We start from the raw sequence: 26,776 nt of genomic DNA, 5'->3' as shown, positions 1-26,776 counted from the left end.
GTAGTGAGTCAGCGCTTGCCCCCAAACAAAAGCGCGAACAGCGACTTGAAGCTTGTGACGTTCATCGCTTTGAACAATGCCGCCCGCATGTCGTCACGCAGGGATTCGACGGTGACTGGCTTGGGTTTGTTGGTTTTCTTCGCGGCCGACTGAGTGCCCTGATCATTTTGGACGTTGTCTTTATCATCGCCGTATTTTTCTTTGGAAAGCGTTTTGACATAGTTGTCTTTAAGGCGCTCGTACTTGGCAAACCTGGGCGTCAAGGGCTGCGGCTCATCTTTTCCATTGGAAAATCGACTGATGACCTGTTCCATGAAATCAAAATCGTTGTGGGACATAGCGCCGTAATCCTTGTCGGTGATAAAGCGAACGAAGCCGTGATCCAGACGCGTCGTTTTCAATGCATCACTTTCCAGGATCCGTTTAGCGGAGGCCGCATCCTTATCGGTAAAGCGGAGATAGAGCTTATGCCCTTCGCCGTCATAGCTGTGCCCCGTATTTTCGCGCATCATTATTCTGCCGTTGTCTGATTCGCGGTAGGACGCGAGTCTAAACCCCAAGTCATCAACATACTTCAGATCAGCGCCCTGTTGCTGCGCCCACTCGTACACGTCCCCCAGCAATTGCCTGTCGTTATCCGTTAGGAAATCGACTCTACAACCCAATGCCCCACGTTCCATCTGTACAAATACAGGCAAAGCACGATTCGGGTCGGTTATATGAAATAATCTTTGCCGTAAAAGCGCTTCGCCGCTGATAGAAACGGTTGGACGTTGGACGGGCGGTTTTTCGTGAGTGCCTGCTGAAATGACTGCGCCTGCCGACTGGCTGTTTTGAGCGTTCCGTTTATCAAGTTGCATGACGCCGATTCGCGATTCGATACTCTGATTGACGACTCTCATAGACGGCTTCCTTGGTCACGTTTCAGTGCGTGCAGACAAATCAAAAAACCCACAACATATTGGATCGACATCAGCTGACAGCGCGCTGAAGTTCAGGCAAATGATCCAGCAGCCACTGCGGTTCACGGGTTTCTAAAATCACGCTGATCGGTTGTTCCAGTTCCAGTTTGCCGTAGAGCGATTCCTCATGATCCAGATGCGCTTGTTGAGCACTGCGGTAGTCCAGCGGGTAAATGCTTTTCTCGATAGGCAGCAGGCGGTCGAAATGCTCCAGCAGGCCGTGAAAGACAATGCGTCGCTCGACCGTGTTTCGCGTGGTGGCGATGAGTTTGGCGAAGTACTCGCTGTCACCCTGCTTGAGTGCTTCGGCTGCGGCGTAGCGTTCAACCAGCGTGTAAAGCCCGGTGTCGTCGAACACGACACAACACAGATATTCCCGAGGCTTGCGGTAGAACGGATTATCGGACGGTGGACGACGGCAGAACTCGCCCAGCGCGAACATCACTGCCTGCTCGGCGAGCGACTTGCGCTTTCTGTCATGCAGGCGCCCCAGGTCCTGGAACACCGGAGCTTGCCGTGCCTGCTCCCGAACCTGCCGGGAGAGTCCGGCAAACTGGCCCGCAGGCCCGAGCAGCGCGGCCTGTTGTTGGGCAAGGGCGGCTCGTGAAAGGAGCGACTGGCGCGCGGCCAGTTGCTGGAAGTCCGTCATCGGGTTGATATAAGTACGGTGCGTATCCGGCCGCAATGACTGATCGCAAAGGGAATCCTGCCGAACAAGACAAACAGTCATGTGTTGCTCCTTTTATTGTTTATTGTGCAGTGACGCCAAGCAGTGATGTTCAGCGTATTGATCGGCCCTTGATAAAACTCGACCCCGGCGTATTCTCTGACGCGGCAGCCAAGACCACAGTGCCAGCAGTAAGACCACAAGCCTGCTCCTGCTACCCCGCAAGAACAGACACGCGTTAAAACACTTATCTCGATAACGCCTATTCTGGCGAAGTCATCTCGATAAACAATCCGACAGATGTAGGGGGCTGCAGGGTTTGCCGGGAGTCAGCAGAAAAGACATACAGCGCGCCATGAGTTCAGCACGCGTTCTAACCTGATTCTTTCGAAGCAGTGAAGACACGTGGTCACGCACGGTATAGCCGCTGATGCAGAGCTGCTGTGCAATTTCCTTGTTGGTACATCCTTGAAGCAAAAGCTCCAGGACTTCCTGTTCTCGAAGAGTCGCCCACATGGTATTCCCTCTTGTTGTCACTATGCCCACGGATGAACGTGTAAGATGTTTCCTACAACTGCCATCCACGACCTCAAGAGCAAATCGGCTTTGATGCCGTTTTGTTTAGCGTTATTTTTTATATTGGAAATTCCAGGAAAGTTCCTACAGAAAACTCGGAAACGCTTTAACAATTAAGCAAATAAATACTACAAGCACTATTGACCACGCACCTGCGAACCTAATATCAGGTTAAAAACAGGTGCCAGATAAACTTGCAAATTAATAATCACGATCAATTCTTACAACTGAGTCAGCCACGTCAGACAATACATTCTTGAAACCCTGTATTGCCTGAAATCATCCGTTCCAGCGGGGGGAGGCAGGTTGTCGATGAACTCGAACCGACCGATGGATACCAGCCGGGCTGCTAACTGGCCCGGCCCATGGCCACGTCATCGACCTGCACGCCCCTGCGCAAGCCAAACACCACGGCTGTAAGCAGACCGGTCATGCCCATCACGACGGCGTAAAGAACGCAGACCCAGACGTTCCAGGGCATCAGCGCGATCAGCAGCAGCGGCGTGGTACTGGCCCAGAAGGCATAGGCGATGTTGTACGTGAAGGAGATACCCGACACGCGGATGTTGGCCGGGAACAGCCCCACCATGACCGAAGGCACCACACCCACGATTCCGCAGGCCAGACCCGCAACGGCGTAGGCCACGCTGAGCGGCAGCCACTGCTCGATCAGGCTGGCGTACAGCACGCCGATGCCCAGCGGCAACAACAGACTGTAAAGCATGACGCCGCGCCAGGCGCCGATCCGGTCGACCAGCATGCCGGCCAGCACGCAGCCGATGTTCAAAAACACGATACCGGCGGCGCTCAGGGCAAACGTCTGGCTGGCCGAGATGCCGAAGCGCTGCTGCATGACTGTTGGTGTGATGACCACCAGTACGACCACGGCCGAGGTGAGCACGAAGGTCAGCAAGGCGGCGGGCAGCAGCGAGGCACGGTGGTCTTTCAGGACCTGTTTCAGCGGCAGGCCTTGCAGCCCCTCGCGCTGGGCATGCAGGGCCATGAACACCGGCGTTTCGCTCAACCAGCGACGCAGCCAGACGCCCACCACGCCGAACACACCGCCGAGCAGAAACGGAATGCGCCAGGCCCAGTCGAGAATCTCTGCCGGGCTGTAGACGCGGGCCAGCCAGGTCGCGGTCAGTGCGCCCAGCAGGTAGCCGAAGGTCAGACCGGCCTGCAGCACGCCCAGGGCGTAACCGCGATGGCCATTCGGGGCGTGCTCTGCGACGAATACCCAGGCGCTCGGTACTTCGCCGCCGACCGCAGCGCCCTGGAGAATGCGCAGGGCCAACAGCACCAACGGCGCCCAATAGCCGATCTGGGCGTAGGTGGGCATGATGCCGATCAACAGACAGGGCAAGGCCATCATCAGGATGCTGAGGCTGAACACGCGTTTGCGCCCCAGACGGTCGGCAAAATGCGCCATCAGAATTCCGCCCAGCGGACGTGCCAGATAGCCGGTCACGAAGATGCCGAAGCTCTGCAACAGACGTAGCCACTCGGGCATTTCAGGCGGGAAGAACAGTTGGCTGAGGGTCAGCGCGAAGAATACGAAGATGATGAAATCGTAGATTTCCAGCGCCCCGCCCAGCGCTGCAAGACCCAGAGTCTTGTAGTCACCACGGCTGAAAGGCGCTTGAGGTGGTCGAACGATGGCCGTCATGAAGCCCCCGATACATGGCTGAAAAGCGCGTCCCGCGCTCGCTGGGCGCGAAGAATAGCAAAGCTTGGATCCGGGTGTGGGGTTTGGAGACGGTGTACTTATCGCGGGCAGACTGGTCCCTGCCTGCTGCGCTGCCCTTCGAATGTGACGCAGAGCGTCACAAATGGCACAGATTGCGGATTCAGTGAGCCGAGCGCATGACGTGGATAACGCTGGAGCTTGTCCACGCATCTGCGCCACATTCGAGAGCGGACGCGGAGCGTCCTGAGCGGTATTCCCACGCGGAGCGTAGGAACGATCAGCATGATCTCAAGCACGCCGATCATGCCCATGCTTGCGCTCAGCGTTATACCCGAGTCTTGCTGCGGCCACGGACGGTGGGAGGCGGCTTGCCGGCGATGCATTCCCTAACGCGACATATCAGCGACTGAACTGACGCCATCGCCGGCAAGCCGCCTCCCACAGGTTTTTCAGATCACTGATCGTTCCCATGCTCCAGCGTGGGAATGCCGCTCAGGACGCTCTGCGTCCGCTTCGGCAGTCAACTCAGAAATTGACTGAAGCCGAGAGTCTGGCGGTTCTGGGGGCGCCCATGAACAGGTAGTCGTCGCCCAGGTATTCGCCAGCGTCGCGCCAGTAGCGTTTGTCGAACAGGTTGTCGACGGTCAGGCGCAGGACCGTGTCGTATCCGCCGATTTTCGTGCTGTAGCGGCTGCCGACGTTGAACAGCGCGTAATCATTGACCTGCACCGAGCCTTCGCGGTCGGCCATTTTGCTGGCGCTGTACTGCACGCCACCGAGCAACGCCAGGCCGCGAATCGGCAGGCTGTAGTCGGCCTGCAGGCTGCCACGGTATTTGGGCACGTTGAGTGCCTGATGGCTTTCATAAGCTTCGGTGCCGCTGCCCTCGACCCGTGCCCGAATCGCTGCGGCGCTGGCGGAAATCTGCAGACGCTCAGTCACCCAGCCGCTGGCACCCAGCTCAAGACCCGTGTTCTTCTGCTCGCCCTGCTGCACGTAGGTAAAGGTGCCGTCATCATTGGGCCTTGAATACTGATAAGCCTGACGCGCCTGGAACAGCGCGGCCGTGAAGCTCATGCGCTGCCAGTCGTACTTGATCCCGGCTTCCAGTTGTCGCGACACGGTCGGGGCGAGAATTTCGCTGGCGTTGGTGGTGAACCACGCCGCCGTCCCACCCAACGAAAGCCCTTTGCTGTAGCTGGTGTAGAGCGACAGGTTGTCCACCGGCTTGTAGATCAGCGCGGCCTGGGGCAGAAACACCCAGCGTTCAGTGTGGCGCGCATCGCTACCGTCCTCGGCGTACGCCTGCTCGTCGAGACGCACCTGACGCCCGCCCAGCACTGTCTGCCACTGCTCGTTGAAGCTGATGCGGTCGGTGGCGAACAACCCGTACTGGCGGCTGTCGAGACGACGCTCGGTGTGCGGCAATGGCAAATCGGAGGGCGAAACCGCTTCGGGCGCCTCATTGATGTTGCCGGAGCCGACAAACTCGTTGAAGGTGCCTCGCGTGTCGACCGTACGACGGTAGGCGCTGGTGCCGAAGGTCAACTCGTGACCGAGCGAGCCGGTAGTGAAAACGCCGGACATGGCCGCTTCGACTTCATCGTTGCGCCGTGTGTCGTCAGGGCTGCGGAAGTCATAGATGTCATACCCACCTTCGGCACTGAAATGATTGGGCACCGCTTCTGCCGCGCAACTGGCCGAACCGTAGCAGCCCCAGGCGAACGCGCTGTAGTCGTCGATCACCACACGACTGCGAGAGGCACTGAGGCTGCCCTTCCAACTGTCATTGAAGCGATACTCGAAGCGGCCGTTCATGTTCAGGGAGTCGATCCCGACGGGATTGGACCAGCTCTGATAACCCAGCAGTTTGCGCGGAGAAGCATCGTGCGGCAGGGTCGTGCCGCCGAGCAATTGGTAGCCGGGCACGGAGCGCTGCTCTTTGGTCTGGTACTCGACGTCCAGTTGCAGCAAGGCGCGATCACTGATGTTCCAGTCGAACGCCAGGGACGCGAAATCCCGCTGGCCGTCGGCATGCTCGACGTAGGAGCGAATGTCTTCATGCGCCAGATTGGCACGCAGGCCGAACTGTTGCTCGCTGCCAAACCAGCCGCCCACATCAGTGGCAATGTAGCGCTCGCCATGCTCGCTGGTGGACACCGTGACCGAACGCACATCCTCGGCGCGCTTGGTCTGGTAATTGATGACACCACCCGGCTCCGACACGCCACTCTGCAGGCCCGACAAGCCCTTGAGCAATTCAACCTGCTGCTTGTTTTCCAGCGCCACATTCTGCTCGCCAGTGATGCTGCGGCCATTGATGCGATAGCTGTTGGCCGCGTTGAGCGAAAAACCGCGCACCACGAAGTTTTCGTAGTAGCCGACCGGGGCATAGCTTTCGCCCACCGAAGCATCGTTGCGCAGCACCTCGCTGAGCAGTCTGGCCTGGCGATCCTCGATCAGCGCAGCAGTGAATACCGATACCGATGCGGGCGTGTCGAGCAACGTCGCCTGGTCGTAACCTGAACTCGAAGCCCGCGCCGCTTTATAGTCGCCGACACTTTCTTCGCGGGTGCCCGAGACATTAACGGCTTCCAGATTGACCGGCTCGACCGCCAGCACCGGCGAAGCGACGGCCATGCCCAAAGGCAACAAGCGAGACGCAAGACGCGCGGCAGGTCGATAGGGCGTACTCATTGTCGGACTCCAGAAGATCAGGCGCCTGGACAGACGCGAAGCACCTTCCGGCAGGGGGCAACCTTTTACGTTCACCGCCGGTTTTTTTCAACCTTTGCGTGCACGTCATTCTGTAGACGAATCGAGTGAGCACACTTTACTCACCTCGCTGATTCGAAATAACCGGACACAACGGTTTATTAAGCGTGAATTAAGTCAGCGTGGATAATCTGAATTCAACAAAGCCGCTGAACGATTCAGCGAGCCAGCAATCCATTACAACAGATCAATCAGAAGGACTATCTTTATGAAACTTATCTCTGCCCTCTTCGCTGCTGCTGCCCTGACTGTTGCTGCCGGTGCCGCCCAAGCTGATGTTCGTCCCGATCAAATTGCCGGCCTGCAGAAATCCGGCGCAATCGGTGATCTGGAACAGTTCAACAAGCAAGCGCAAGCCAAGCACCCAGGCTTTGAGATTCACGACACCGAACTCGATAAGGATGTTGGCGGCAACTACATCTACCAGATCGAACTCAAGGACGCCAAGGGCGTTGAGTGGAACTACGACGTGAACGCCAAGACCGGCGCCGTTGTACGTGACGAACAGGATCGTTAATCCTGCTGTCGGGCGCTGAGCCATTCACCGCCTGATAACCGATCAAAAAAATTCCCACCTTGCGTGGGAATTTTTTTGTGCGTTATATAAGGGACGGCTTATTCGGCCAACCCGACTTTCAACAACTGCCCCTTGCTGTCATCCGTCAGCAGATACAAGTAGCCATCCGGCCCCTGACGCACATCGCGAATGCGTTGTTTCATGTCTTTCAACAGACGTTCTTCCTGAACGATCTTGTCGCCTTCAAACTTCAAGCGAATCAACTCTTCAGTGGCCAGCGCGCCGATGAACAGGTTGTGGTCCCACTTCTTGAAGCGACCATCGTCGTAAAAAGCCATGCCGCTGAGGCCCGGTGAAACTTCCCAGACCTGAAACGGCACTTTGGTGCCTTCGACAAACTTGCCCTGGGCTTCCGGAATCGGCTCACCCGAGTAGTTGATGCCGTGCGTCGCGATCGGCCAGCCGTAGTTCTGGCCACGCTCGATGATGTTCACTTCGTCGCCACCCTTGGGACCGTGTTCGTTGGTCCACAAGGTGCCAGACCATGGGTTCAGCGCAGCACCCTGCTGATTGCGATGGCCGTAGGACCAGATTTCCGGACGCACGTTTTTCTGGCCAACGAACGGGTTGTCCTTGGGCACGTTACCGTCAGGGAAGATACGCACGATCTTGCCCTGCAGCTTGTCCAGGTCCTGCGCCGTTGCGCGTTCGTTGTTCTCGCCCAGCGCGATGAACAGGTAACCGTCGCGGTCAAACACCATGCGCGAACCAAAGTGATTGCCGACCGACAGCTTGGGCTCCTGACGGAAAATCACTTCAAAATCTTCAAGTTTGGTCATGTCCGCCGACAACCGCCCGCGCCCTGCGGCAGTGCCTGCGGTGTCGCCTTCGGCGGCTGTCTTGCCGCTGCCTTCGGAGTACGTCAGGTAGACCATGCGGTCCTTGGCGAAGTCAGGCGAAAGCACCACGTCCAGCAGACCGCCCTGCTTTCTGGCCCAGACTTGCGGCACGCCTGAGATCGGCGCGGACAGCTTGCCGTCCGCAGAAACCAGGCGCAGATTGCCCGAGCGTTCGGTCACCAGAATGCCTTTCCTGTCCGGCAGAAACGCCAGTGCCCACGGGTAGTTCAAGCCCTCGGCGACCGGCGTTACGGTCACGGTGCCGAGGTCACTTTTATAATTCTCGGTGGGAGCAGCACCCGCAGACAGCGGCAGGCTCAACAAGGCAGTGGCACACAGTGTCGCAAACAGGGTTTTTCTGAACATGGGCGATTCCTTATGCATTGATTGGATGTCCTGCCTCAAGGCCTGGACGTGACGTCACTGATTACGCCGTGAATCAGGGTTCTGCGTGGATGGCCGCTGGGGTGTCTGACGGTTTGGATAGCCATTGCCGATGCCGCCGTTTTCCAGCGTGGGCTTGCGCACCGGCGGCGCGATGTTGGGCGCACGTGAAGGTGGGACACTCGATTCGGTGCCCTGGCGGCTGTTCGGATTGGCGCGATGGATCGGGCTGTTGTAAGGGTTGCTGCTGGCGCCGTTGTTCAGCGTGCTGTTGGGCAGGTTCTGTGCCTGTACAGCGCCTACTGTGGATAACACGCACAGCGCGCCCCACATCAGTTTGCGCACGAAACTGTTCATCACTTACCTCTTATGGGTGTGCGTCGAGAACGGTGAAGACTCAGGCCTTTGATGGCAATCGAGGCTTCAGGTTCGGCCCGGCAGTGGCGATGAGCAAGTAAAGCGGCGGATGAGTTTGTAACAAGGATGGTCAGTGCGGCACGAAAACGTATCCGCACATGACCTGGCGGCGCTTATCGGGCGCTCGCGATGGACGACGATGAAGCCGAGACCAGCGGCATGCTGAACGTGAATGTCGTGCCGCGCTCGCGTGTCGAACACACCTCGAGCGTGCCGCCATGCGCGAGGGCAATCTGGCTGGCGATGTACAGCCCCAGACCGAGCCCGGCCTGAGGTTCGTCCGTCACGGGCCGTGAGTAAGGCTGGAACAGCTGATTCAGAACCGCCTCGGGAATGGGCGCGCCCTGATTGGTCACACTGAGCAGGAACGAGCCGCCATCGACCAGCGCCACGACATCGACCGGGCTTTGCGCATCGCCATGGCTGATGGCGTTGGACACCAGATTGGACAGCAGCTGCGCAATCCGCTCGTGGTCGCAGCGGATGTGTTCCAGCAGGCCGATGCGGGAACGAATCAGTCTTTTGGGGTGCACACGTTGAATCTCGGAAACCACATGTTCAAGTGTGGCATCCAGGCCCTGCGCATCATGAATACTCAGCGGAATGCCGTGCCCCAGACGCCCCCTTGCAAAGTCGAGCACATCGTCCACCAGTTGCGAGGCTCGCTTGCCGGAGGTCAGGATGTGATGGACGATCTGCTGCGCCTTGTCGTCCAGCGGACGGCGCAACAGCAATTCGGCACTGGCGTTGATGGCGAACAGCGGATTGCGCAGGTCATGCCCGAGCACGGCGATAAACTGTTCGCGCAACTCCGAGACTTCACGCTCGGCCAGCAGATCGGCCTGCACCTGCTGCATGTTGTCCTCGGCTTCAATCTGCAACGCCAGCAGCCGGGCGAATGACTCCATCATGGCCAGTATTGGTGTGCCGGTCAGAGTGGCGGGCTTGGGGTCCAGCGCGCAGATGGTGCCGAAGAACGAGCCGTCGGCAAGAAAGATCGGGACAGAGATGTAGCTTTCGAAGTTGTACAGGCGCGGTGTGTGGTGGGCGCAGAACTTCGCGTCTTCTGCCACGTGATCAATCACTACAGGCTGGTGTGAAGAACTGATTTCATGGCAGATGGTGCTCGTCAATTCAAGCTCGCCGCCCGCCTCCAGACCGAAGTCAAGGTTGTCCAGAACGGCGCAGGCGGTCCAGGACGTTTGTGTGACGCGCGCAACGGCTGCAAACCCGAGACCGGTCGATTCGGTCACGACTTGCAGAATGGCGGGAACAGCGCTGATCCGACCGATTGTGGCTACATCATTTGCAATGGATTGCCGCATGTCAGACCTGTAACGAAGCTTTGATGTGCTGTGCATGACGAAACATTTTAGACGCGCAGACCGTTTTGTATATCAATGTCTGCGCAACCTTAACGTTTAGTTCCGCGCCTGTACCGTTCTTCCAGACGGGACGCGCTGCACATGAAAATATTCAACTCATATGAATATTGCTATCTATCCATTTGAATGGATTTTGGCGAGGTAGGCAATATTCTCCACACAACAAAAATTCAAGCTGCGGGACGTGGAAGTGTCGCCGTGAAGGTGGTGCCCTCTTCAACCGATGACCGAACACTGATATCACCCAGATGCGCCCGCACAATCTCGCGGACGATGAACAGGCCCAGTCCGACGGTTCGGGTTTCATCGCTGTCGCTGACCAGGCGCACGGCCGGTTCATACAGGCTATCGACCTTCTCCATCGGAATCGGCTCGCCACGGTTGTGCACCGATACCTTGATCACGTTCGCCTCGAATACCGAAGTGATGACGATCTCGCTGTCCGGTGTGCCATAGGTGACCGCGTTGCTGACCAGGTTACCGACCAGTTGCAGCAGGCGGTCCGGGTCAGCGATGCAAGCGCCCTCTCCTTCCATGCGATGAATCAGCGTATTTGCGGTGAAGGTGAGTCGCAATTCCTCGACGCCCCTGGCCACCGTGGCGTGCAGATCGATCGGCTGCATCGAGAGATTGATGCCCTGGCCTACGCGGGCCTGCGTGAAGTCCAGCAGATCGACAATCATGCGCTCGGCGCGGTCGGTGGAATGATGGATCTGGCCGAGGAAACGCTGCTGGCGAGGCTCCAGCAGACTGCGCTCCAGCAAGCCGGCCGCCATCTTGATCGCGGCCAATGGGTTGCGCAGGTCATGGCTGACGATGCCCACCATCTGTTCGGCAAAAATCGCACGGATTTCCGCCTCGGCATGTGCCAGGCGCAGGCGGTTGCGGGCCGAGGTCAACTCACTCTGAACTGACATCTGATGCTGCAGCAGTTCCTCGGCCATCTTGCGCGCCGCCAGCAGTTCGCGTTCGTACTTGTTGCGTTCCTCAGCGAGAAACACCGCCAGTTCATGCAACACACCGGCCGGATACTCGCGGCGTACCGCGTTGAGCATCATGGGAATGGAACGACCGTCGGCGTGAGTGATCTCGACTTTGACTTCGGCAATCGAGCCCTGCGTTTGCAGCAGAGGCGCCCAGTGGGTCTGCAGAAAGACCCTGCCGGCCATATTCAGCAGGTCCTGAAAACGACGCCCCAGCACTGCCTCGCGCTCAAGGCCCAGCCACAGACAGAACGTCTGGTTGACCCGCTCGATCGTGCCGTCGGGCTGCGTGATCAGCAGTCCGCAGGGCGCATGCTCGTAAAGCGCCTCGGTTGAGGGCAGGCCTGCGTCTTCAATGGCCATGCGTGGCACGTCCAAAGGAATCGAGGAACAGGTTCATGGCATCAATACACGCCTGCGGCGCGCTCATATGCGGGTAATGCCCCACGTTGTGGATCATGTGCAAGGTGCTGTCCGCGATCACGCGATGCAGGTATTCGCCGACCTGAACCGGCACGACCAGATCGTCGCTGCTTTGCAGGATGAGCGTTTTGGCGTTGAACAGAGCGACATCGGCGCGATGGTCGGAAAGGAATGTCACGCGGGCAAACTGCTTGGCGATGTCGGCGTTGGTTCGACAGAAACTGTTGGCCAGTTCTTCGCCCAGCTCCGGTCGGTCGGACGCCCCCATCAGCGTGGGTGCCATGGTGCTGGACCAGCCCAGGTAATTGCTCTCAAGCGTTTCCAGCAGCGAATCCACATCCGCCCGTGTGAAGCCGCCGACATAATCCCCATCGTTCAGGTAATGCGGAGACGGCCCTACCATCACGTGCCCCGCAAAGCGCCCCGGCGACTGAAGTTCGGCCAGTACGGCGATCATGCAACTGACTGAATGGCCGACATGAATGATCGGACCCGAACCGCCGAATTCATCGACCAGTTCCAGCAGATCCGTGGCATAACCCTTGAGCGTTGCGTATTTGTGCGCGTAGTAGGAGGAGGTGTCCGACTGTCCGCTGCCGACCAGATCGAAGAGCACAACCCTGTAATGCTCTGCAAAATGAGGCGACATGAAGCGCCACATGTTCTGATCACAACCAAAACCGTGGGCAAAAATCAATGTGGTCGGTCCTTCGCCCATGACTTTGACATTGTTACGCTGTTGGACCGACATAACGGGCTCCAGAAAACGGCCGCGCATCCTTCACGGCGCGCGTACAGCCAATACGATATGGCGAGATTATCATCGTTACAGGCAAACTAGTGGCACAAACCGAATTTATGATGAGCCACTGTATATAACGATGGAAAAGGCAGCACTGAAGAAGTCGGGGCCAGAGCGGAGCAGTTTGCTCACTTTGCTTCATCTGCATGATTCGTCGAGGGGCGAAAAGGTGACGTGAGCCGTGCGCTTGGCTCACAGAGTCCGCAGTCTGTGCCATTTGTGACGCGGAGCGTCACGGGCTGCATGCCCACGCGGAGCATGGGCACGATCGGTGTCGGGTCATGATGAAGATGATCGTTCCCACGCTCTGCGCTCATCGTTATACACAAGTCATCTTGGAGGAATACGATGATGATCGTTCCTACGCTCCGCGTGGGAATGCCTTCCAGGACGCTCCGCGTCCGCTCTCGAATGCGGCGCAGATGTGTGCTCAAGCTCCAGCTTTATCCACGTCATGCGCTCGGCTCACTGAATCCGCAGTCTGTGCCATTTGTGACGCGGAGCGTCACGGGAGGCATGCCCACGCGGAGCGATGGGCACGATCAGTGTTGAGGCGGACATGTGTATAACAATGAGCGCTCCGCGTGGGAATGCCTCCCAGAACGATCCGCGTCCGCTTTCGAATCTGACGCAGAGCTTTGCAGGGACTTCCAGGTTTGGATTACGCGGGCATCAGCTTCTTACTCGCCGATATCCTCGTTCCACAGTTCAGGTCTGTGGCCGATGAAGCGGTGCATCATGTGTTCGCAGGTCTCGTCGTTGAGCACTTCGATTTCCACGCCGCGCGAGCGCAGCAGTTCTTCTTCGCCCATGAACGTGCGGTTTTCGCCGACGATCACCTTGCGAATGCCGTACAGCAGAATCGCGCCGCTGCACATGGCGCAGGGTGAAAGTGTGGTGTACAGCACAGCCTCGCGGTAGACGCTGGCGGGCTGGCGTCCGGCATTTTCCAGAGCATCCATTTCGCCATGCTTGATGGCGCTGCTTTCCTGCACCCTGCGGTTATGGCCGCGACCGATGATCTTGCCGTCGTGAACAATCACCGAGCCGATAGGAATACCGCCCTCTTCGAGACTTTGCATGGCCTCGTCTATTGCAGCCTGCATGAACGGATCCATATCCATGATGTTGCCTCGCTTTCGTTGAGTGTCACTGTTTCAAAATATTCTGGGCATTGCCCAGTGCCCTGCTGACGTAACGCTCCAACAATGCCGATGAGCTGGCTTTCATTTCGGCGCTGACCTGCGTGTTTCTGGCCCTGAATTTGTTCACCACCGAAGACGAGCCGTCGCCCTGACTGAGCGAACGCAATTCTTCGGCCGAAAAAGAATGCGCATACGCCGTCGCCAGATGGCGGTCCCATTCAGCCTGGTAGTCCGGTTGCAGACGTTGCAGCTCGCGCTGCACCAGTTCCTGCGCCTCCGTCTTGCCGACCGTTTCAACGATGCTGGCAAAGGTCGTCGTCCGCGATGCGACCTGATAACCCAGCCACGCCAGACCGTCCCCCAGCTTTCGCTCCTGCACGAAGGTCAGGGCCGTGTCGTCCACTTCATCGGCAGCCACCTGCCTTGAAACGTCAAGCAACAGACAGGCCAGTAATGCCAGACCGGTCCTGAGCGCAACCTGCAATCCCTGCCGGCTCTCAGTCATTCGTCCCTCCCACGCTTGAATCGGTGCAGTGTGGGACGTTAACAGCTCATATCGCCCTTGCCACAACCGACGTCGCATACCGCTCACCTGTGCCGCTCTCAGCAATGTCCGTCACGCCATTGCGCCAGTGTGAGGCGGTAAATGCGCACGCCCAGTCGGTGGTACTGGCTGTGGATGTAGTCGCTGAAACCGGTTTTCTGCAAAACCCTGACCGACGCAGTGTTCTGCGGCTGAACAATGGCAATGACCGAGGGAAGCTGCAGGGTTTCGAATCCGTGTCGCAAGGTCGCAAGCGCTGCCTCGCTGGCCAGCCCGCGCCCCCAATATGACGGCGCGAGTCGATAGCCGATCTCCACCTCCATCACGTCATCGATCTGCTCGGCGTTCAAACCGCAGAACCCGATCAACCGGTTCGTCTCGACCTCGATGACAGCCTGCGGAGCAAAGCCATCGGCACTGTACGCGTGCATACAGTTACGCACGAATTCGCCCGTGGCCCGCTCACTGAGCACACCGCGTACGGAATAGCGCATGACCTGCGGGTCGCCGAGTATCCCTGCCAGCGCAGGCACGTCGGCGACCTCGAAGTCGCGCAACACCAGTCGGTCGGTCTGCGTCGTGTTCATCGCTCAGTTACAGCGCACTGCTGACCTTGGCAGCCACATCATCGGGCAGCCAGGCCTTCCAGACTTCAGGGTGCTGCTTGAGAAATGCCTGAGCGGCGACCTTCGGATCGGTGCGTTTTTCGCTCATGTCTGCCAGGGTCTTGTTGAGCAGATCAATGGGCAGATCCACCTTCTTGAAGAACGTCACCAGCTCCGGGTGTTTCTCGTTGAATGGTGCTGACACGCCGATGGACAGCTTGGCCGCCAGCGATGCGGAGCCCTGGGGATTGGCGTTACTGGCATCGGTCAGGGTTTTCCAGGCGTCGGCGTTGAACGTCGGCTCTTCCAGCTTGATCAGCTTGTACTTGCCCAGCAATGGCGTGGGTGACCAGTAGTAGAACAGCACGGGTTTGCCACGGCGAATGGACGAGCCGATCTCGGCGTCCAGTGCGGCCCCGGAGCCGGTACGGAAGTTGACGAAGCTGTCATCCAGCTTGTACGCCTTGAGCTTCTGAGTGTTGACGATTTCCGAGGTCCAGCCGCTTGGGCTGTTGAGGAAGCGTCCCTTGTCCGGCGACTCAGGGTCCTTGAACACCTCCTTGTAGCGGGCCAGGTCCTGAACGGTTTTCAGCTCGGGAGCCAGCGGTTTGATGCCCTTGGCAGGGTCGCCCTTGATGACGTACTCAGGCACCCACCAGCCTTCGGTCGCGCCTTTGACGATGTCGCCCAGCCCGAACACCTTGCCGTCCGCTTCGGCCTTGACCCACACCGGGCTGCGGCCGGTCCACTCTTCGGCGATGACCTGAATGTCGTTTTTGGCCAGTGCGGTTTCCAGGCTGACGGTACTGCCGGGCAGCGTGTCGGTCGAGTAGCCGTAACCCTTCTCGACCACGGTGCGCAGCACCTCGGTGATCAGGCTGCCACTTTCCCAGGTCAGCGCGCCGAATTTGATCGGCTCTGCCTTGTTGGCCGCCAGCACAGGCTGTCCGAGCAGCCCCAATGCCAGCAGCGAGCCGCCCAGAAGTTTTGTTATGGATTTCATGATCACCTCAAGGTGCGGGTGTGAACTGGATGTCTGAAAGCTATCGACACCGACTGGATACGATTAGTTGTAGCCGTCTGCGCAAGCATGCGGGAAGGTTACCCGCCGAGCTGTATGATTCGCCCCTTTGATTGCGCACCTGTGAGCGGTTACTCATGCCTGAAACCCATTTCATGCCCTTGCCCGATGAGTGTCGGCCGTTGCTGGGCAAGTTCTATCGCCAGCATCAGTCCTCGATGCGCGCCGCCAGCAAGGGTCAGGCCTGGGTGGCGAAACGGCAGGAGATCATCGGCGCACTGTGCCTCACCCCGGTCGAGAACGGACATTGGCTGACAAGCCTGTTCGTGGCACCGGAAGAACGCGGACAAAGCGTGGCGAGGCGATTGATCGAGGCCGCAGTACAACCGCTGACCGGACCGGTCTGGCTGTTCTGTTATCCGGATTTGCAAGGGTTTTATCAGCCAATGGGATTCGAAGAGGCGCAGCGCTTGCCGCAGTCGCTGGGCGAGCGTTTCATGCGTTACAGCCGCAGCAAGGCGCTGATCGCCTTGTGCCGCAACGCATGACGGCAACGGTCAATCGTCGGTGTTGGGGTCCATGTCGGGGAACATCACATCCATGAAGCCGAACTTGCTGAAATCTGTGATGCGCGAAGGGTAAAGACGGCCGATCAGGTGGTCGCATTCATGCTGCACGACGCGTGCATGAAAACCGAAAGCGTCGCGCTGGATCGGTTGTCCGTCCGGGTCGAAGCCTTCGTAGCGGATGCTCTGAAAGCGATTGACCATGCCACGCAGGCCCGGCACCGACAGGCAGCCTTCCCAGCCCTCTTCCACGGCCGGGTACAGCGGCGTGATGACCGGGTTGATCAGGATCGTCTGCGGAACCGCCTCGGCCTGTGGGTAACGCTCGCTGCGCTCGAAGCCGAAGATCACCAGCTGCAGGTCAACGCCGATCTGCGGGGCAGCAAGGCCCACGCCGCCGACGCTTTCCATGGTTTCGAACATGTCGGCGATGAGGGTCTTGAGTTCATCACTGCCGAACATCGTCTGCGGTACGGGCGGAGCGATGCGAAGCAGGCGCTCGTCGCCCATTTTCAGGATCTTGTGAATCACGAAGTCAGTCCTTTCAAGGATTCAGCCCTATCGCTGCGTGGACATGCGATTGTCCGAATCAGGTTCATCAGCCTTGGGCAGCGGCACGGAATGATCGCGACCCAGGCCGGAAACGTGCTGTTTGCCAACACCCTCGCCACCACCGTCGCCCGCTTCCTTCTCGCCCTCTTCCTTGCCTTCGGCAGACATGTGCTCGATGACCGCATTCATTTCCGCACCCAGTAGCAACACTGCAGCGGAGATGTAGAAATACAGCAACAGCACGATGATCGCACCAATGCTGCCGTACATGGCGTTGTAGTCAGCAAAGGTCTTGACGTAGAAACCGAACGCCAGCGACGCGACGATCCATACCACCACCGCCAGCACCGAGCCTGGGGTAATGAAGCGGAATTCCTGTTTGACGTCAGGCATGACGTAATAAATCAGCGCCACGGCGACCATCAGCAGCAGAATGATGGCGGGCCAGCGCAGGATGGTCCACAGCGTCACGATGAACTCTTCCATGCCGATCTGTGCGGCAATCCAGTTCATCACCTGCGGACCCAGCACCATGAACGCAGCCGCGGCGAGCAGCATCCCGGCGATGCCGACGGTGTAGAAGATCGACAGCGGGAAGCGCTTCCAGATCGGGCGTCCCTCGACCACATCGTAGGCAGCGTTCATGGCGCTCATCATCAGACGCACGCCCGCCGAAGCGGTCCAGAGCGCGATAAAGATACCGATGGACAGCAGGCCGCCCTTGGATTGTTGAAGTTGGTCGATCACCGGGTTGACCTGCTCCAGTGCCTGCGGCGGCAAGACCAGCTCCGACTGCAGGCGCAGCCATGAAAAGAAGTCCGGCAAATGCAGGAAGCCGATCAGCGCGATCAGGAAAAGCAGGAACGGGAACAGAGAAAACAGCATCTGGTAGGCCAGTGCCGACGCGTAGGTGGACATCTCGTCGTCGAGAAACTCGTTGACGGTGCGTACCAGCACTTTGCCAACCGACAGTTGGCGCAAATGGGGGAAAATCATGGCGTTTCCTCTCGCTCCCTTACTGGAACACCTTACATCGTCAAGACCGGACATCGCTGCAATTATCTGCCAATTCAATGACAAGCATGCGCAGCGACCGATGTCACATTGACTTGACGGGCCGTAAAAGGTTTCAGTTGCGCAGAGCAGAATGCATAACGGTCATCCTGGGATGACCGTTATCTGCATCGTATTCCTCCCGGACTGCACGCCGGAAGAGATCAGCTTACGCCTTGTCGACGCCCTTCTTGATGGCATCCTTGGCTTCGCCCTTGGCCTGCTGGCCTTCGCCCTTGATTTCCTGCGCCTTGCCTTCAGCCCTCAGCTTGGTGTTGTCAGTCGCCTTGCCAACAGCCTGCTTGACGTTACCAGCTGCTTCATTGGCCATGCCTTTGATTTTATCGCCAGTGCTGCTCATGGGTGTATCTCCTGGGTCTGAAGACCGCATTGGAATCGGATGTCGTACTCGACATAAGGATTGACCGGCGGTTTTCGCCAAGAGTTTCAAGTATTTTTCGTGCTCCGGTGGCCGTTCGTCCGCCGCCCCGTTTACCTTCATTTCTGCTGTTCGCCGCGAGCGCGAGGCAGAGTTTGTGCGAGAATGCGCCGCACAGTTGCCAGGCACGGTCCGGCGCGCTGAACAAACCGATTCACAGGAACGTTATGAAACTCGATAAAAAGCTGGCCATCGCACGCAGGAACCAGGATCTGGGCGGCGCTGTGCTCGGCGTCAACAACACCCATTTCGCCGTGCTCGACCACAAGCGCAATATCTGGTGGTTCGACCTGCCCGTCCCGCGTCTGCAGGTTGGTCAATACGAGTGGCTGCACTTGCTGATGTACACGCCTGAAACGGATCAGCTGCTGCACTTGAAAGTGACCACCGTGTTCATGCGTGACCACATCGAAGGCCTTGAAGTGCGCAATGCCGATAAGCGCAAGCCCACCGTCAGCCTTGAGCTGAGTGCCGACAAGGACTCCTGGCTCAAGGACATGCGCCCCAAGGGCAGCAACCTGAGCTTTGCGGGCTTTTTGCAGGACTGATCACGCCGCGAACGCTGGACTGTGGGAGGCGCAACCACGTCTTCGACGTAGCGCTGTCTCGCAGCAAACATCGGACTGTGGGAGGGGGCTTGCCCGCGATGAACGATTACGCGGTATATCAGGAAAATCGCGTCATCGTTCATCGCCGGCAAGCCGCCTCCCACAAAAAAATTGTTTCTTCAGCGGGTTACAGGTTGTTTGATAAGAGGCAGCTTGCCGGCAATGCAGTCGGCTCGGTCTGTCAGCCAAACCGACGCGCCGCCAGATACCCCGCAGTCCCCGCCAGTGCCGACACCACGGTGCCCCACGCCAGATCCACCAATGCCAGTTGCGCAGGCCAGCCCTGCAGCGTGGCCCAGTTGGTCAGGTCGTAGGTGCCGTAGGCAATCAGCCCCAGCAGACCGCTGTACAGCGTCGCCCGCCCCAAACGTTGTTCCCTGAGCGCAGGCATCACCCCGAATATCACCACACCCGCGCCATACAGCAAATAGAACGCCACCGCAGGCCCGATAACCGGGGTTTGCAGCATCAAGGGTCCCAGCCACTCGCGGTACGTAGGGCCCATCAGCACCCCCAGCCAGATTCCATCCAGCACCAGAAACGCCAACAGCGTGCCGACGTAAGCCGTGACGATCGTTTTCAAAGGCATGTTCATGGGGCGTCCTTGAGGATTTCGACGGCAGAAAGCCCTCGTATGAGGGTATGACCTTTGATAATCGCAAAATGATCCTCCAGACGGCAGGACTTTTAAGGAGTTACGGGAGTCAGTGTTAATTAGCGTTATGGAGTTTGGCGAATGAACACTGCGGGTCCTTTTAAAATCGATGTATGGAGCGACTACGTCTGTCCCTTCTGTTATCTGCAACTGTCGGTGCTTGAACAGCTTCAGCACAGCTTTGGCGAGCGGCTTGAATTCAACTGGCACGCTTTCGAACTGCGCCCCGACCCTATCGCCATGCTTGACCCCGATGCCGATTACTTGCGTGCCACCTGGTCACGCTCCGTGCTGCCCATGGCCGACAAACGTCAGGTCGTGATGAAGATGCCCAAGGTTCAACCCCGCAGCCGCAAAGTGCTTCAGGCAGCCGCTTTCGCCAGAACGGCGGGACGGTTTGCCGACTTTCATAAAGGTGCGTTCAAGGCGTTTTTCGAGGACGGCCTGGACATCGGCGAGACGCCGACGCTGCTGGAGCTGGGCAACAACCTCGGCCTGGACAGGCAGGCACTGGAACAGGCGCTGATCGCCAGCGAATACGAAAAAATCGTGCTCGATGATCAGGCGCTGGCGCAGAAGCTGGGGTTGAGGGCGGTACCGGTCGTGCTGCTGCGGCGCAGTGACGAAACCCTTGACCAAGCCAGAATTTTCAACGGCACGCTGCCGTTCAACCGTTTGAAGCAGGAAATCGACAGGCTGTCCGTCCGGGCCTGATCTGCGCTGTCACTCAGGCAGCGCAGTCAGACTCTGATCACTGTCAGACCAGGTCGATTCGATCGGCATGGATCACGATCTGACCCTGCTTGTACAAGGCACCGATGGCTTTCTTGAAGTTGCCTTTGCTGACGCCGAACAGACCGCTGATGACCTGAGGATCGCTCTTGTCGCTGACCGGCAACGTGCCGTTGTTGTCACGCAGCTTGGCCAGGATCTTCGAGTTCAGACTGCTCGCCGCTTCGGCACCCACCGGTTGCAGACTCAGGCTGATGTTGCCGTCTGCACGGATTTCCTTGATGAAACCCTTTTCCTGCTTGCCGGCGCGCATGAACTTGAACACTTCGTTCTTGTGGATCAGGCCCCAGTGCTTGTTGTTGATGATCGCCTTGAAGCCCATGTCGGTGGCTTCGGCCACCAGCAGGTCGACTTCCTGACCGACGCTGTAGTTGGCAGGCGTCTTGTCCAGATAGCGATCCAGACGTGCCGTGGCGGTGATGCGGCGGGAGTGCTTGTCGAGGTAGACGTGCACCACGCAATAGTCACCGGCCTGCAGCGTGCGCTTCTCTTCCGAATACGGCAGCAGCAGGTCCTTGGGCAGACCCCAGTCCAGGAACACACCGATGCTGTTGACTTCGACCACTTTGAGGCTGGCGAACTCGCCCACTTGCACCTTGGGTTTTTCGGTGGTGGCGATCAGCTTGTCTTCGCTGTCCAGATAAATGAAAACATTGAGCCAGTCTTCATCCTCACTGGGCACATCCTTGGGGATGTAACGATTGGGCAGAAGGATTTCACCATCCTGCGCACCGTCCAGGTACAGACCGAAGTTAGTGTGCTTGACCACTTGCAAGCTGTTGTAGCGCCCGATTAAAGCCATGTGCAGATACCCTCATTACGTGGGGCGCATTCTACCCGACTTTACGCCGACGTTCGCGCCACGAGGCAGGGCGCCGACACTGTGGGCAGACAAATGAGATTCCGGACGGGAACGTGGCTCTCCACTCGTCAGTTGGATGCACCGATCTGGCGCACGTAATATCGGTTGGCCAGCAAGCAACATTATGAACTTCGTCATGCAAAACAATCGCTTGGACGCTCTGAAGACCGAAAAAAGCCGTTTTGACGCAGATATCCCTTCTCGTTGGCTGCCAGATTCGCCAAGCAATAACCAAGGGTTTCCTGTACGATGGCTGGCCGTATTACGTTTATGAAGGTAAATGGCAGCCATGCGTATCAAAGCATCCCACTCGAAAGCCAAGCCCGCACCAGCCGTTGAAACGAGCGACTCGATCAACGCACAGATTGCGGCTTTCCTGAAGTCCGGCGGCGAAATCCAGCAAATCGCCAAAGGCGTGAGTGGCCAGACTTTCACACCGTCCAAGCAGATCAACCTCGGCAAGAAGTAACACCCCCGCCTTGCTCGTCGATCTCTATGCGCCTTGACCTTCAGGGCGCTAGATTGACCATCCTTCGCTGGATATTCCTCCTGTCACGCTGCTACTCTCTTGTCTGATATCACTATGACCACGAGCTGGATCCTGCTCGGGTAGTTGTCTCATTTGCGGAATGCTCGAATGAAGAACTGGATGCTTTTCGGCGCTCTTTTGTACCTGGGTGGCTGCGCATCGCATCACTGCGAGAACGGTCCCAATGACAGTCAGCTCACCGACAGCCCCTGCCGGGCCGGTCACCTGCTGTATCAGAACGACATGCTGCAGGCCAAGCTGCTGATCAGCGAAGACAACCGCGAAAACTACGAACTGGCCGAAGCCATGCTGCGCCGTGCCGCGCTGGATGACGCGTCGGGCGAAGCGGAGTTCTATCAGGCCGTTCTGTTGATACGCCAGCAGGCCGACCACAAACAGATCATCGATCTGCTGCAGACTGCCGCCGCACACAAGCACCCGCTGGCCATCGCCCTGCTCTCCCAGCAACTGAGCATCAGCGATCCGAAACGCTCCGAGCACTACCGCAACGAGTACGCCGAACTGGATGTGGCCAAGAGCGGCTACCCGTCTTTCGAACAGGCACTGGTGGTGATTCGCGGGCTGGTCATTCCCTCTGCACAGGCGACTGCGTCCAACTGACACACGACGAATCGACGAACGGCGCACTGCGCCACGATTTCGACGGTATCCTTGCGAGGCTCTAGCACGCGGCTTGTGTCGGGCTTCCGGGCCATTTCTCGATACGCCATTCCTGACCACACTCCTCGACACACTAAGGAGTGAGCCATGCTCAGCCATCGCTTACATGCGTTGACCTTCAGCGCCCTGTTCATCAGTCAGTCCATATCTGCCCAGGTTCTGGAGCGGGATCTGGGTGATTTCGACCTGAAACTGGCTACGACCCCCACGCGCAGCATGGCGCAGGGCCTGGTCACACCCAGTGGCGGCTCAGGCTCGTTTCATGGCGGCATGGACCTGACTCACGACAGCGGTTTCTATTTCGGTCAGTGGGCACCCAACATGGGCTTCACGCCCGACAGCGCGCTGGAAGTCGATTCCTACATGGGCTTCAAGAAACCTTTCGACAATACGCTGGGCTACGAGCTGGGCATGATTCGCTACAGCTATCCGGACACCAGCCAGATCGACAGCCACGAGTTCTATGCCGGATTGCGGATGCTCGACAGTCGGGTGGGCGCCGCCTTCAGCAACGACGTGGGCTCGCGTGACAGCACAGTGTTCATCGATCTGGGTGCCATCGAGCGGCTCGGCATCGGCGTGCGCATGCAGTACGCCAACCATCAGTTCGACACGCCGCAGACCTCTGACGACGGCGGACAGATCAGCGGCTTCAATGACTGGTCCCTGAATCTCTCGCGTCCCTGGCTGGGCATCGACATGAACCTGATCTACAGCGGGTCGAGCCTCAGCGGCGGCGATTGCAGCGTGTACAGCGGCCACAATGCGCGTTGCGACGGCACCTTCACCCTCAAGGCCGTGCGTTCGTTTTTCTGATACCGCATCCCGGTTGAACCCCTTGGCGCTACACGCCTCTACTGCACAGCATCCATGCAGGTCAGTGCCCCCGAGGAGCGTTCATGCAGTCTCTGTTCAAAGCCTTCATTACGATGTTGATGGCCGTGTCGCTGCTTGCCGGGTGCAATCAGGTAGGTCTGGCGTATCGCAATCTCGATGTGATCATTCCGTGGACGCTCAGCGACTATCTGGACATGAACTCCGCTCAGAAAGACTGGCTCAACGTGCGCCTCAAGCAGCACCTGAGCTGGCATTGCAGCACCCAGCTGCCGGAGTACCTGACCTGGCTGGACAAGCTGGAAGAGATGGTGAAAAAAGATCAGGTCACGTACGAGGGTCTGGAAGCACGTACTCGTGAGGCCAAGGACGCCATCGCCAAGATTTCTCGCGAGATCACACCGTCGGCCGTCGAGCTGCTGAGCCGCTTCGATGACAAGCAGGTCGAGGAAATGCAGAACGCCTTCGCCAAGGACCAGCGCAAGCGCGAGAACAAGTACCTGGATCAGCCTCTGGAACGCCAGATCGCCGAACGTGCCGACCGTATGGAAAAGCGTCTGACACCGTGGATCGGCAAACTCAACCAGCCTCAGAAAGACCGCATTCAGATGTGGTCCGCTTCATTGGGTGAACAGAACAAGGCGTGGATCGAAAACCGCACGCACTGGCAGAACCTGTTTCTGACCACTGTGCAGCAGCGCCAGTCCAGCGACTTCCCGCAGCGCATTGCCGCGTTGTTGCAGGATCGTGAGACGTTCTGGACCCCGGAATACCGCAAGGCATACGACCAGACCGAGAAGGCGGCGATCTCCCTGATTGTCGACATCACCGCACAAAGCACCCAGGAGCAGCGGGACCGCCTGCTGAGCCGGATCGCTGACATGCGCAAGGATTTCACCGATCTGAACTGCCTGAAAGCGGCGGGTGCAGCCCAATAGTCTTCGCGGGCGAGGCACAAAAACGCGCTGCACGCTGGCAGCGCGTACAGTCAACGGGGATCAGGCAACCTGAGCCTTGGACGCCACTTCATCGAACGTGGCCGGATCCAGCCCATCCTCTTGTTTATCCAAGACCTCACGCGGGTGGTCGTTGCCGGGGATACTGCTGTCGATCAGTGCCAGCAGGCTTGAACCACGCGGGGTGAGGATGAGCTTCGAACGCCCACTGTCTTCTTCTGGCGGGCGCGACTGAATAAAGCCACGGTTGGTCAGCAGCTCCTTGAGCTGTGCAGCTTCGGCCTGAAGGCTTCCAGAGTCGGCGACCGCCTCGCCTTCCGAGGCTTTAGCCGTGGTGTATTCCTGCGAGTCAAACGAACCGCCGCTGTTCTGCACGTCATGAAGCAGACGTTCGATAAGGTCCCAGTTGAAATTCATTGTAAAACCCTCCGTCCTGCATGGATGAACGGCTCGTGACATCCGGTCACAAGCGCCTGTCTCAACGTTGTGACCTGCGGGGTGTGCAGCCGTTCAGCCGAGGGTGCCGGGTGGCAGGAGGGAACGCGAAAGAACTGATCAGCTCACGCAGGTCTTACGGGGGTGTACGCCGGGACGCGGAGCGTCCTGAGAGGCATTCCCACGCAGAGCGTGAGGAACGATCAGTGTGAGGCTGTAACCGATAGCTCACGCAGGTCTTACGGAGTGTACGCCGGGACGCGGAGCGTCCTGAGAGGCATTCCCACGCGGAGCGTGAGGAATGATCAGAGTGAGGGCTGAAGCCTTTGGCTGATCGTGCCCACGCTCCGCGTGGACATGCATCCCGGGACGCTCCGCGTCCCATTGGGTCAGCTCACGCAGCTCTTACGGGTGTGCAAGCCGGGACCCGCTTAGGCTTATTCCGCCGCAGGCGCCGGGGTGGTGCGTTTTTTCAGGGGTGCCATGCCGTCCTGGCTGACCAGATCGGACTTGGGACGGTTGGCGGTCTTGCGCTTGGTCGGGCCTTTGGCGGCGACTTTCTTCTTGTCGCCCTTGGCGTCGGTCTTTTTCTTCTTCACGCCAACAGCCTTGCCCGACGCCTTGACCTTCTTCGGTCCGCCGTAGGTGCCTTTGACTTCCTTGATGACGCGGCGCTCGAAGCTCTGCTTGAGGTAGCGCTCAATGCTCGACATCAGGTTCCAGTCACCATGGCAGATCAGCGAGATCGCCAGGCCTTCGCTGCCGGCACGACCGGTGCGGCCCACGCGGTGCACATAGTCGTCGCCGCTGCGTGGCATGTCGAAGTTGATGACCATGTCCAGACCTTCAACGTCCAGACCACGGGCTGCAACGTCGGTTGCGACCATGACCTTGGCACCGCCCTGCTTCAGACGGTCGATCGCCGCCTTGCGGTCCTTCTGATCCTTGTCGCCGTGCAGCACGAACGCCTTGTACTCCAGCGCCACCAGACGGCCGTAAAGACGGTCAGCCATGGCCTTGGTGTTGGTGAAGATGATCGCCTTCTGATAGGTCTCGTTGGTCAGCAACCAGTTCAGGACCTGCTCTTTGTGCACGTTATGGTCAGCCATGACGATCTGGTGACGTGTGCCGGAAGCCAGTTCGCTGACGTTGTTCAGCTGCAGGTGCTGCGGATCCTTCAGAACCTTGCCAATCATCTCGCGCAGGCCCGCACCACCGGTGGTGGCGGAGAACAGCATGGTCTGCTCGCGACCGGCACATTCACCGGCCAGACGCTCGACATCTTCGGAGAAGCCCATGTCCAGCATGCGGTCGGCTTCGTCCAGCACCAGCACTTCGACGTGCTTGAGGTCCAGGTTGCCCGCGTTGAGTTGTTCCAGCAGACGGCCCGGCGTGCCGATCAGAATGTCCGGCACCTTGCGCAGCATCGCGGCCTGAGCCTTGAAGTCTTCACCACCCGTGACCAGACCCGCCTTTACGAAGGTGAACTGCGAAAAGCGTTCAACTTCCTTCAAGGTCTGCTGGGCCAGCTCGCGGGTCGGCAACAGGATCACGGCGCGGATGTCCACGCGAACCTTGGCCGGGCCGATCAGGCGATTGAGGATCGGCAGGACGAAAGCTGCAGTCTTGCCGCTACCGGTTTGCGCAGTCACCCGCAGGTCGCGCCCTTGCAATGCCAGCGGAATGGCCGCTGCCTGCACAGGCGTAGGCTCGACAAATTTAAGCTCGGCCACAGCTTTAAGCAGGCGTTCGTGCAGGGCGAATTCGGAAAACACGGGTGTTACCTCGACGAAAAACAAAAATACAGCTGCATAGCGTAACGGTTTCGAGCGCCGGGGCCGAGTTTCTTTACCACCAACGGCTGATTTTGTTTGGCGACGAGGGCATCAAACGTTGGCGTCGAACCTGAACAAACGCTGGCGGCACAAGGCATTCCGGCGATTTCCGGACGCGGGTCACAGTTTCCCCCGCGACCTTCAGATTCCGTTAAGAAACCGCTCGGATACTCCCCTTCACTCGCTG

At 58.5% G+C, this 26,776-nt stretch carries 28 protein-coding genes and 1 pseudogene; 8 read left to right on the top strand and 21 right to left on the bottom strand.

Features of this window, described 5'->3' with window-relative positions; translation table 11 throughout:
• Positions 1–8 precede the first annotated feature (8 nt).
• The 5 genes and pseudogenes from CFBP1590_RS07360 to CFBP1590_RS07340 form a co-directional block, all read right to left on the bottom strand.
• The gene (locus CFBP1590_RS07360) at positions 9–902 is read right to left on the bottom strand and encodes a hypothetical protein (protein ID WP_088234753.1); all 894 of its coding nucleotides are present in this window, start codon (positions 900–902) and stop codon (positions 9–11) included.
• Between the two features lie 70 nt (positions 903–972).
• A complete protein-coding gene (locus CFBP1590_RS07355) occupies positions 973–1,692 on the bottom strand; it encodes a hypothetical protein (protein ID WP_088234752.1) in 720 nt (239 codons plus the stop codon).
• A 199-nt stretch (positions 1,693–1,891) separates the two neighbouring features.
• A pseudogene (locus tag CFBP1590_RS07350) lies at positions 1,892–2,145 on the bottom strand (helix-turn-helix domain-containing protein).
• A 409-nt stretch (positions 2,146–2,554) separates the two neighbouring features.
• Positions 2,555–3,871, bottom strand: a complete 1,317-nt coding sequence (locus tag CFBP1590_RS07345; RefSeq protein WP_088234751.1) for an MFS transporter — start codon at positions 3,869–3,871, stop codon at positions 2,555–2,557.
• A gap of 546 nt (positions 3,872–4,417) precedes the next feature.
• The gene (locus CFBP1590_RS07340; protein ID WP_088234750.1) at positions 4,418–6,589 is read right to left on the bottom strand and encodes a TonB-dependent siderophore receptor; all 2,172 of its coding nucleotides are present in this window, start codon (positions 6,587–6,589) and stop codon (positions 4,418–4,420) included.
• Positions 6,590–6,875: 286 nt separating this feature from the next.
• On the opposite strand from CFBP1590_RS07340, the gene CFBP1590_RS07335 reads away from it, so the two are divergent.
• Positions 6,876–7,184 (top strand): PepSY domain-containing protein, encoded by a 309-nt coding sequence (locus CFBP1590_RS07335; RefSeq protein ID WP_029242496.1) that lies wholly within the window; start codon positions 6,876–6,878, stop codon positions 7,182–7,184.
• A gap of 98 nt (positions 7,185–7,282) precedes the next feature.
• Here CFBP1590_RS07335 and CFBP1590_RS07330 read toward each other — a convergent pair whose 3' ends face one another.
• The 9 genes from CFBP1590_RS07330 to CFBP1590_RS07290 all read right to left on the bottom strand — a co-directional run bounded on the left by CFBP1590_RS07330 (position 7,283) and on the right by CFBP1590_RS07290 (position 15,774).
• Positions 7,283–8,449, bottom strand: a complete 1,167-nt coding sequence (locus CFBP1590_RS07330) for a PQQ-dependent sugar dehydrogenase (protein WP_088234749.1) — start codon at positions 8,447–8,449, stop codon at positions 7,283–7,285.
• A gap of 54 nt (positions 8,450–8,503) precedes the next feature.
• Positions 8,504–8,824 (bottom strand): hypothetical protein, encoded by a 321-nt coding sequence (locus CFBP1590_RS07325; protein WP_088234748.1) that lies wholly within the window; start codon positions 8,822–8,824, stop codon positions 8,504–8,506.
• A 173-nt stretch (positions 8,825–8,997) separates the two neighbouring features.
• Positions 8,998–10,209 (bottom strand): GAF domain-containing sensor histidine kinase, encoded by a 1,212-nt coding sequence (locus CFBP1590_RS07320; protein ID WP_088234747.1) that lies wholly within the window; start codon positions 10,207–10,209, stop codon positions 8,998–9,000.
• Positions 10,210–10,439: 230 nt separating this feature from the next.
• Positions 10,440–11,615, bottom strand: a complete 1,176-nt coding sequence (locus CFBP1590_RS07315) for a PAS domain-containing sensor histidine kinase (protein ID WP_029242492.1) — start codon at positions 11,613–11,615, stop codon at positions 10,440–10,442.
• Positions 11,605–12,426 carry an alpha/beta fold hydrolase gene (locus CFBP1590_RS07310; RefSeq protein WP_088234746.1) on the bottom strand — a complete coding sequence of 274 codons (822 nt, stop codon included), beginning with the start codon at positions 12,424–12,426 and terminating at the stop codon, positions 11,605–11,607. Before CFBP1590_RS07310 ends, CFBP1590_RS07315 begins: the two co-directional genes overlap by 11 nt.
• A gap of 731 nt (positions 12,427–13,157) precedes the next feature.
• Positions 13,158–13,595 (bottom strand): nucleoside deaminase, encoded by a 438-nt coding sequence (locus CFBP1590_RS07305; RefSeq protein ID WP_025994752.1) that lies wholly within the window; start codon positions 13,593–13,595, stop codon positions 13,158–13,160.
• Between the two features lie 31 nt (positions 13,596–13,626).
• A complete protein-coding gene (locus CFBP1590_RS07300; protein ID WP_025994753.1) occupies positions 13,627–14,127 on the bottom strand; it encodes a hypothetical protein in 501 nt (166 codons plus the stop codon).
• A 98-nt stretch (positions 14,128–14,225) separates the two neighbouring features.
• Entirely contained in the window at positions 14,226–14,753 is a 528-nt protein-coding gene (locus tag CFBP1590_RS07295; protein WP_088234745.1) for a GNAT family N-acetyltransferase, read from the bottom strand.
• 7 nt (positions 14,754–14,760) lie between these two features.
• Positions 14,761–15,774, bottom strand: a complete 1,014-nt coding sequence (locus CFBP1590_RS07290) for an ABC transporter substrate-binding protein (RefSeq protein ID WP_088234744.1) — start codon at positions 15,772–15,774, stop codon at positions 14,761–14,763.
• 155 nt (positions 15,775–15,929) lie between these two features.
• On the opposite strand from CFBP1590_RS07290, the gene CFBP1590_RS07285 reads away from it, so the two are divergent.
• Positions 15,930–16,340, top strand: coding sequence for a GNAT family N-acetyltransferase (locus tag CFBP1590_RS07285; protein WP_088234743.1), 411 nt, complete (start codon positions 15,930–15,932; stop codon positions 16,338–16,340).
• A 9-nt stretch (positions 16,341–16,349) separates the two neighbouring features.
• On the opposite strand, the gene def is transcribed toward CFBP1590_RS07285, so the two are convergent.
• The 3 genes from def to CFBP1590_RS07270 form a co-directional block, all read right to left on the bottom strand.
• Positions 16,350–16,889 carry a peptide deformylase gene (def, locus tag CFBP1590_RS07280; protein WP_029242486.1) on the bottom strand — a complete coding sequence of 180 codons (540 nt, stop codon included), beginning with the start codon at positions 16,887–16,889 and terminating at the stop codon, positions 16,350–16,352.
• Positions 16,890–16,916: 27 nt separating this feature from the next.
• The gene (locus CFBP1590_RS07275; protein WP_004888252.1) at positions 16,917–17,906 is read right to left on the bottom strand and encodes a YihY/virulence factor BrkB family protein; all 990 of its coding nucleotides are present in this window, start codon (positions 17,904–17,906) and stop codon (positions 16,917–16,919) included.
• Positions 17,907–18,132: 226 nt separating this feature from the next.
• On the bottom strand, positions 18,133–18,324 hold the full coding sequence (locus CFBP1590_RS07270) for a CsbD family protein (protein ID WP_004888250.1): 192 nt from the start codon (positions 18,322–18,324) through the stop codon (positions 18,133–18,135).
• 245 nt (positions 18,325–18,569) lie between these two features.
• Between CFBP1590_RS07270 and CFBP1590_RS07265 the strand changes: the two genes are divergently transcribed.
• Positions 18,570–18,950, top strand: a complete 381-nt coding sequence (locus tag CFBP1590_RS07265; protein WP_004888248.1) for a hypothetical protein — start codon at positions 18,570–18,572, stop codon at positions 18,948–18,950.
• 241 nt (positions 18,951–19,191) lie between these two features.
• On the opposite strand, the gene CFBP1590_RS07260 is transcribed toward CFBP1590_RS07265, so the two are convergent.
• On the bottom strand, positions 19,192–19,593 hold the full coding sequence (locus tag CFBP1590_RS07260) for a DUF2177 family protein (RefSeq protein ID WP_025994759.1): 402 nt from the start codon (positions 19,591–19,593) through the stop codon (positions 19,192–19,194).
• Positions 19,594–19,746: 153 nt separating this feature from the next.
• On the opposite strand from CFBP1590_RS07260, the gene CFBP1590_RS07255 reads away from it, so the two are divergent.
• Complete coding sequence (locus tag CFBP1590_RS07255) at positions 19,747–20,379, top strand: DsbA family protein (RefSeq protein ID WP_058432466.1); 633 nt, start codon at positions 19,747–19,749, stop codon at positions 20,377–20,379.
• A 43-nt stretch (positions 20,380–20,422) separates the two neighbouring features.
• Here the strand turns inward: CFBP1590_RS07255 and CFBP1590_RS07250 are convergent, their stop codons facing one another.
• Positions 20,423–21,259 (bottom strand): CvfB family protein, encoded by an 837-nt coding sequence (locus CFBP1590_RS07250; protein ID WP_088234742.1) that lies wholly within the window; start codon positions 21,257–21,259, stop codon positions 20,423–20,425.
• A gap of 340 nt (positions 21,260–21,599) precedes the next feature.
• Here CFBP1590_RS07250 and CFBP1590_RS07245 point away from each other — a divergent pair, with 340 nt between their 5' ends.
• The 4 genes from CFBP1590_RS07245 to CFBP1590_RS07230 all read left to right on the top strand — a co-directional run bounded on the left by CFBP1590_RS07245 (position 21,600) and on the right by CFBP1590_RS07230 (position 24,301).
• Positions 21,600–21,788 carry a PFL_1563 family small protein gene (locus CFBP1590_RS07245; protein ID WP_025994762.1) on the top strand — a complete coding sequence of 63 codons (189 nt, stop codon included), beginning with the start codon at positions 21,600–21,602 and terminating at the stop codon, positions 21,786–21,788.
• Positions 21,789–21,956: 168 nt separating this feature from the next.
• Complete coding sequence (locus CFBP1590_RS07240) at positions 21,957–22,469, top strand: hypothetical protein (RefSeq protein WP_004887565.1); 513 nt, start codon at positions 21,957–21,959, stop codon at positions 22,467–22,469.
• A 147-nt stretch (positions 22,470–22,616) separates the two neighbouring features.
• Complete coding sequence (locus tag CFBP1590_RS07235) at positions 22,617–23,345, top strand: TorF family putative porin (protein WP_029242484.1); 729 nt, start codon at positions 22,617–22,619, stop codon at positions 23,343–23,345.
• A gap of 83 nt (positions 23,346–23,428) precedes the next feature.
• Positions 23,429–24,301 (top strand): DUF6279 family lipoprotein, encoded by an 873-nt coding sequence (locus CFBP1590_RS07230; RefSeq protein WP_088234741.1) that lies wholly within the window; start codon positions 23,429–23,431, stop codon positions 24,299–24,301.
• A 60-nt stretch (positions 24,302–24,361) separates the two neighbouring features.
• Here the strand turns inward: CFBP1590_RS07230 and CFBP1590_RS07225 are convergent, their stop codons facing one another.
• Positions 24,362–24,736, bottom strand: a complete 375-nt coding sequence (locus CFBP1590_RS07225) for a transcriptional regulator (protein ID WP_088234740.1) — start codon at positions 24,734–24,736, stop codon at positions 24,362–24,364.
• A 455-nt stretch (positions 24,737–25,191) separates the two neighbouring features.
• On the bottom strand, positions 25,192–26,529 hold the full coding sequence (locus CFBP1590_RS07220; RefSeq protein ID WP_004887560.1) for a DEAD/DEAH box helicase: 1,338 nt from the start codon (positions 26,527–26,529) through the stop codon (positions 25,192–25,194).
• Positions 26,530–26,776 lie beyond the last annotated feature (247 nt).

Origin of the sequence: Pseudomonas viridiflava (assembly GCF_900184295.1) — a bacterium.
In the GTDB taxonomy this organism is placed as follows: domain Bacteria; phylum Pseudomonadota; class Gammaproteobacteria; order Pseudomonadales; family Pseudomonadaceae; genus Aquipseudomonas; species Aquipseudomonas viridiflava.
This window is presented reverse-complemented; position numbering and strand designations above follow the sequence as displayed.

What these genes read in the sequence shown, in the direction of transcription:
- CFBP1590_RS07360 (WP_088234753.1), bottom strand. Translation starts at nt 902, where the DNA reads ATGAGAGTCGTCAATCAGAGTATCGAATCGCGAATCGGCGTCATGCAA.
- CFBP1590_RS07355 (WP_088234752.1), bottom strand. Translation starts at nt 1,692, where the DNA reads ATGACTGTTTGTCTTGTTCGGCAGGATTCCCTTTGCGATCAGTCATTG.
- CFBP1590_RS07345 (WP_088234751.1), bottom strand. Translation starts at nt 3,871, where the DNA reads ATGACGGCCATCGTTCGACCACCTCAAGCGCCTTTCAGCCGTGGTGAC.
- CFBP1590_RS07340 (WP_088234750.1), bottom strand. Translation starts at nt 6,589, where the DNA reads ATGAGTACGCCCTATCGACCTGCCGCGCGTCTTGCGTCTCGCTTGTTG.
- CFBP1590_RS07335 (WP_029242496.1), top strand. Translation starts at nt 6,876, where the DNA reads ATGAAACTTATCTCTGCCCTCTTCGCTGCTGCTGCCCTGACTGTTGCT.
- CFBP1590_RS07330 (WP_088234749.1), bottom strand. Translation starts at nt 8,449, where the DNA reads ATGTTCAGAAAAACCCTGTTTGCGACACTGTGTGCCACTGCCTTGTTG.
- CFBP1590_RS07325 (WP_088234748.1), bottom strand. Translation starts at nt 8,824, where the DNA reads ATGAACAGTTTCGTGCGCAAACTGATGTGGGGCGCGCTGTGCGTGTTA.
- CFBP1590_RS07320 (WP_088234747.1), bottom strand. Translation starts at nt 10,209, where the DNA reads ATGCGGCAATCCATTGCAAATGATGTAGCCACAATCGGTCGGATCAGC.
- CFBP1590_RS07315 (WP_029242492.1), bottom strand. Translation starts at nt 11,615, where the DNA reads ATGGCCATTGAAGACGCAGGCCTGCCCTCAACCGAGGCGCTTTACGAG.
- CFBP1590_RS07310 (WP_088234746.1), bottom strand. Translation starts at nt 12,426, where the DNA reads ATGTCGGTCCAACAGCGTAACAATGTCAAAGTCATGGGCGAAGGACCG.
- CFBP1590_RS07305 (WP_025994752.1), bottom strand. Translation starts at nt 13,595, where the DNA reads ATGGATCCGTTCATGCAGGCTGCAATAGACGAGGCCATGCAAAGTCTC.
- CFBP1590_RS07300 (WP_025994753.1), bottom strand. Translation starts at nt 14,127, where the DNA reads ATGACTGAGAGCCGGCAGGGATTGCAGGTTGCGCTCAGGACCGGTCTG.
- CFBP1590_RS07295 (WP_088234745.1), bottom strand. Translation starts at nt 14,753, where the DNA reads ATGAACACGACGCAGACCGACCGACTGGTGTTGCGCGACTTCGAGGTC.
- CFBP1590_RS07290 (WP_088234744.1), bottom strand. Translation starts at nt 15,774, where the DNA reads ATGAAATCCATAACAAAACTTCTGGGCGGCTCGCTGCTGGCATTGGGG.
- CFBP1590_RS07285 (WP_088234743.1), top strand. Translation starts at nt 15,930, where the DNA reads ATGCCTGAAACCCATTTCATGCCCTTGCCCGATGAGTGTCGGCCGTTG.
- CFBP1590_RS07275 (WP_004888252.1), bottom strand. Translation starts at nt 17,906, where the DNA reads ATGATTTTCCCCCATTTGCGCCAACTGTCGGTTGGCAAAGTGCTGGTA.
- CFBP1590_RS07270 (WP_004888250.1), bottom strand. Translation starts at nt 18,324, where the DNA reads ATGAGCAGCACTGGCGATAAAATCAAAGGCATGGCCAATGAAGCAGCT.
- CFBP1590_RS07265 (WP_004888248.1), top strand. Translation starts at nt 18,570, where the DNA reads ATGAAACTCGATAAAAAGCTGGCCATCGCACGCAGGAACCAGGATCTG.
- CFBP1590_RS07255 (WP_058432466.1), top strand. Translation starts at nt 19,747, where the DNA reads ATGAACACTGCGGGTCCTTTTAAAATCGATGTATGGAGCGACTACGTC.
- CFBP1590_RS07250 (WP_088234742.1), bottom strand. Translation starts at nt 21,259, where the DNA reads ATGGCTTTAATCGGGCGCTACAACAGCTTGCAAGTGGTCAAGCACACT.
- CFBP1590_RS07245 (WP_025994762.1), top strand. Translation starts at nt 21,600, where the DNA reads ATGGCAGCCATGCGTATCAAAGCATCCCACTCGAAAGCCAAGCCCGCA.
- CFBP1590_RS07240 (WP_004887565.1), top strand. Translation starts at nt 21,957, where the DNA reads ATGAAGAACTGGATGCTTTTCGGCGCTCTTTTGTACCTGGGTGGCTGC.
- CFBP1590_RS07235 (WP_029242484.1), top strand. Translation starts at nt 22,617, where the DNA reads ATGCTCAGCCATCGCTTACATGCGTTGACCTTCAGCGCCCTGTTCATC.
- CFBP1590_RS07230 (WP_088234741.1), top strand. Translation starts at nt 23,429, where the DNA reads ATGCAGTCTCTGTTCAAAGCCTTCATTACGATGTTGATGGCCGTGTCG.
- CFBP1590_RS07225 (WP_088234740.1), bottom strand. Translation starts at nt 24,736, where the DNA reads ATGAATTTCAACTGGGACCTTATCGAACGTCTGCTTCATGACGTGCAG.